We start from the raw sequence: 4,395 nt of genomic DNA on the forward strand, positions 1-4,395 counted from the left end.
ATGACTGTAATGGAACTTCTAAATGCCAGTTTTTACAGTTTCTCAAAGCACGAAAGAAAGGAATACATAAAAGCCATATGCCTTTTTTCAGAGGATATTATAAAGCTTCACGAGATATCTGAAACCCTCTCTGTAAGTCTTAGTACTATAAAACTAGATCTAAAAGAGATAAAAGCTTTTTTAAACGAAAAAAAATTAAATCTTAAATTTTTCTCAAAAATTGGCCTGGTTTTAGAGGGTGATGAAGAAAAACTCAGAAAAGCTCAGCTTAAATTTCTTCTTGACTATCTAGAGTTCTATAAAGATGAGCTTATAGTTAAAAATAATCTTGAAGAAACTTTGGGGTATAAAATGATTGTCCAAGAATTAATCTCATACTTTGAAGAGTTTCCCATAAGAGATATAAGAATTTTCATAAAAAGAATTGAAAAACATTTAGAAACAGTTATCTCTGACGAAGCATATAAGGTTTTGGAATTTTATCTCATGATCACATTAAAAAGACTGGAAAAAAACTTTCCAATAACTCAGCGAGAGGAAAACGAGAAGTTTCTCAAGAAAACAAAGGAGTATGACATACTTTTAAAAGAATTAAAACACTTTGAAGAAAATTTCAGTGTAGAATTTAACGATTCTGAAATTCTGTTGCTCACAGAGCTTTTTTTAGGAAGCCACTCCTATAATTTCAAGTCTTCATTTTATGAAAAGTGGATTGAAATAGAGATTTCAGTAAACGAGATAATAAAAGAGGTGAGCCAAAACATCGGAATAGACCTGTCTAATGATAAAATACTGCTAGACGGTCTTTTAAATCACATAAAACCTGCAATTTACAGAATAAAAAATGATATCGTATTGGAAAATGAGATATCCAGTGAAGCAAAATTTTTATATGAAGAACTTTTTGAAAATGTGAGGATTGTATGTAACAAACACCTCCGTCCCTATATGAATAAATCCGTTCCTGAAGAAGAAGTAGCGTTTTTAACAATTCACTTTAAAATTGCTATCGACAGGAAGGCAAATATAAGCAAAGAGACAAAGAATGTTCTGCTCGTCTGTGGATTTGGATATGGAAGTTCAAAACTTCTTTCACAGAAACTACTGGAAAGATATGATGTAAATATCCTTGATATACTTCCCTACCACAAGTTTTTAGAGATAGAAAATTACGATGATATAGATCTAATTATCTCCACTCTCGATGTAGACGAGAACATTAAATATCCCTTTCCTATTATAAAAGTTCATCCTATCTTTTCAAAAAATGACAGGATGAAGCTTGAAGAATACGGTCTGACTGAAGTAAGAAAAAAGATCTCCTTAGTAAAACTGATGGAAGTCATAAAAAATGAATGCAACATAACAAATGAAGATAGACTGGCAAATAGCCTGAAAGATTTCTTTGCTTCTAAGCTTTTTGATGACAGGGATAAATTCAAGAAAAAAACTCTGTCTAACCTTTTGTCAGAGAGAAATATACGATTAAACTCCCAGGCTAAAGACTGGCAGGAAGCCATAAGGATAGCAGGGAATTTATTAGTGGAAAACAGATCCGTAACCAATGATTATGTGGAAGATATGATAGAAGCAGTAAATAAAAACGGAAGTTACATGGTAGTGGCAGAAGTGATAGCTCTTCCCCATGCCAGAGTGACAGAATCTGTTCTAAAGACAGATATGAGTTTGATAAGACTGGTGGAACCTGTTGTTTTCCCTGGGAATAAAAGTGTAAAAATAATTTTTCCTTTTTCAAGTGTAGATCAAAATGAGCATATTGAAGCTCTTTCTGAACTGGTCACTTTAATAGAGGACTATGACCTCATAAAAATTATTGAAGAAACCAATGAGCCAAAACAATTAATGGAGTTTATATCTGACAATAAAATATAAATTCTTAACTGGTCTCTCATAGATTTCTGAAACTTTAATTTTCAGAATATTAATTTAATATTCTGCAGGCAGTAACTGCTGATAACAACAGTTACTGCTTTTTTTATAGGAAATACTTTTTGTGTCTAATTTTTATTGGATATTACAAATGATTTCTAACTTATTCCCTTTCATACAAAAGACCTCCAGAATCACCGAAACATGTTTCAGCTTTGCTCTGAATGTCTAGATAAATTTCATGGTTTTTCTGATTATTATCTGCTTATTTAAAAAATATATCCTATATTGAACTGTGTCAAAATATTATCAGTATCGCTGTCTTCCATAAGACTTAACTCAAGAGGTCCGAAAGGACTGTCTATTCCAAAAGTGATACCGTAGCCTCTGACTTTATTTTCCCATATTTTTTTACTATTTTCATCCTGTATAGATGAGCCTGTGTATGTGACTATATTCCATTTACCGGCCATGTAGATGTTTGAAAAGAATCTGTACTGTACCCCAAGCTGAGCCATTGCAAACTCCTCAACGAGTTTTCTTTGGGAATTGTAACCGTAAAAAGCGAACTCTTTGTTAGATATATCACTTCTCACACCTCCGAGTTTGAAATATTCATCTGGAAGTATTCCTTCACCATTGATGCTCCCTCCAGCTATAGAGGATAAAAAGGTCAGTCTTTTTGTAACTGGAAAATATCCTTCAAGGAGATACGCCGGTCCGTAAAAATCCACATTTTCAGTACCAAAGTCTCCACCCCATGTATACTGAAAGTCACTTTTTATTCCACGGTTTGGATACATCTTATTATCCAGATTATCCAAGATGATTTTGAAGAAAATATTTCCGTAATTTTCATCATATTCAAGACTATCGTCTGCACTAATTCCTATGTCTTGACTTAGTTTGCTAAACTTTTGTGAAAAACCATATGAGATGAGAAACTGATTTTCAAACTGAGTTGCTAGAGCTCCTGTAAGTTCATAAGTTCTGTTTGTAAACTCGCTTCTTTTTTCGTCTCCTTCATAAAGAAAAAAGGGATTTTCATTATATCCTATCTGAAGTATAAAACCTATCTTGTCTTCAATTCCATAATAGCTGTAATTTTTTGCATTTACACCGAAATGATCTCCAAATTTAAAATCAAGAACAGTTTTTCGCCCTGTTTTCCCTGTAGAAATCATATCTGTCCCCAATGCTATAGTTGTACCGTATTCGCTGTTATAATTCATCCCCAGCCGCAGGTGATTTGTGGGTTTCTCCACCGTTTCTATGTAGAGGTCATTTCCATCAATTTTGTAGTAAGCCTTTTCTATATACGGAAGGGCATAAAGGTTCAGTATCATATTTTCTAAATCTGATTTTGTTACTTCCCCCGGAATTTCTTTCCTTAAGTTTCCTTGTACAATTTCCTCAGTTACGTTTATATTTCCAACTAAATATATATTCTCGAGATACAGAACATCTGACTCCTTGGATCTCAAAACTATTCTTTCTTCTGAAATCCTTTCTGTCCTGTCCAAGTCTCTCAGTGATTTTATTTCAGCCCTTGCTTCTTTCTCCCCGGCTTTTATTATCTCCTTTACTTTTTCAAAATCTGTAGTTTTAAATTTTGAGATATCAGGTTCTATTATATAATTTACCATTGACTTTTGATCTGGAGTTGATCCCGAACTTTGTATAGCAAGGACCTGATCTAATACTGTCAGTATATTATACTCTTTTTTTTCTTTTATCTGCGTTCCTACATCTACTCCTATTACAACGTCAGCACCCATTTTTATCACATCTTCCACAGGAAAATTACGAGTCACAAGACCGTCTACATAATTCCTACCGTCTATCTCTACTGGGCCAAAAAGAGTAGGAATAGCTATACTTGCACTTATTACCTTTGAAAGGTCTCCGCTTGCGAAAGATTTTGCTTCTCCACTGTCAAGGTCAGTAGCTATTATCCTCATAGGTATGGGAAGTTCATCAAAATCCTCTATACCCTCGGCTTCCCAAAGAAGTTCTTTCAGTTTCAGATATATTTTCTGTCCCTGCTTCAGCCCTCTTGGGAAGTAAATATTGAGCTCTTTGTCAAAGGCTATAGAGGCTGGATATTTTTCCTTACCTATTTTATCTTCTAATGGCACGTCCACCCTGTCTGGAAAATCCTTCAGTATCCCATCCCAGTCAGTTTCCACCATTACCTTTTCTATCTCTGATGGAGAATATCCTACAGAATAGAGGGCACCTACCACGGCTCCCATGCTGGTCCCTGTGATATAATCTACCTTTATATTATTTTCCTCAAGAACTTTCAGGACCCCTATATGAGCAAATCCCTTGGCTCCACCTCCGCTTAAAACAAGCCCTATTTTAGCTCGTTTACCATCATTTTCTTTGGACATTTTCATTTCTTTGGATTTTTTCAGCCTATTAATTTTGATCTGGATATTCTCCATCTCTTTTTCTAACTGTTTTATCTTTACATCTTCATAATAGGTTTTTTCATCTGCC

General features: G+C 34.2%; 2 protein-coding genes. One reads left to right on the forward strand and one right to left on the reverse strand.

What is annotated here, in order from left to right; all coding sequences use genetic code 11:
• Positions 1-1,893: transcription antiterminator (locus ABZA26_RS08675; protein WP_372714125.1), on the forward strand; the 1,893-nt coding region annotated here is incomplete at its 5' end.
• A 266-nt stretch (positions 1,894-2,159) separates the two neighbouring features.
• On the opposite strand, the gene ABZA26_RS08680 is transcribed toward ABZA26_RS08675, so the two are convergent.
• Positions 2,160-4,395 (reverse strand): patatin-like phospholipase family protein (locus ABZA26_RS08680; protein WP_372714126.1); only part of this gene is annotated, 2,236 nt, incomplete at its 5' end.

Source organism: Ilyobacter sp. (genome assembly GCF_041583315.1).
In the GTDB taxonomy this organism is placed as follows: domain Bacteria; phylum Fusobacteriota; class Fusobacteriia; order Fusobacteriales; family Fusobacteriaceae; genus Ilyobacter.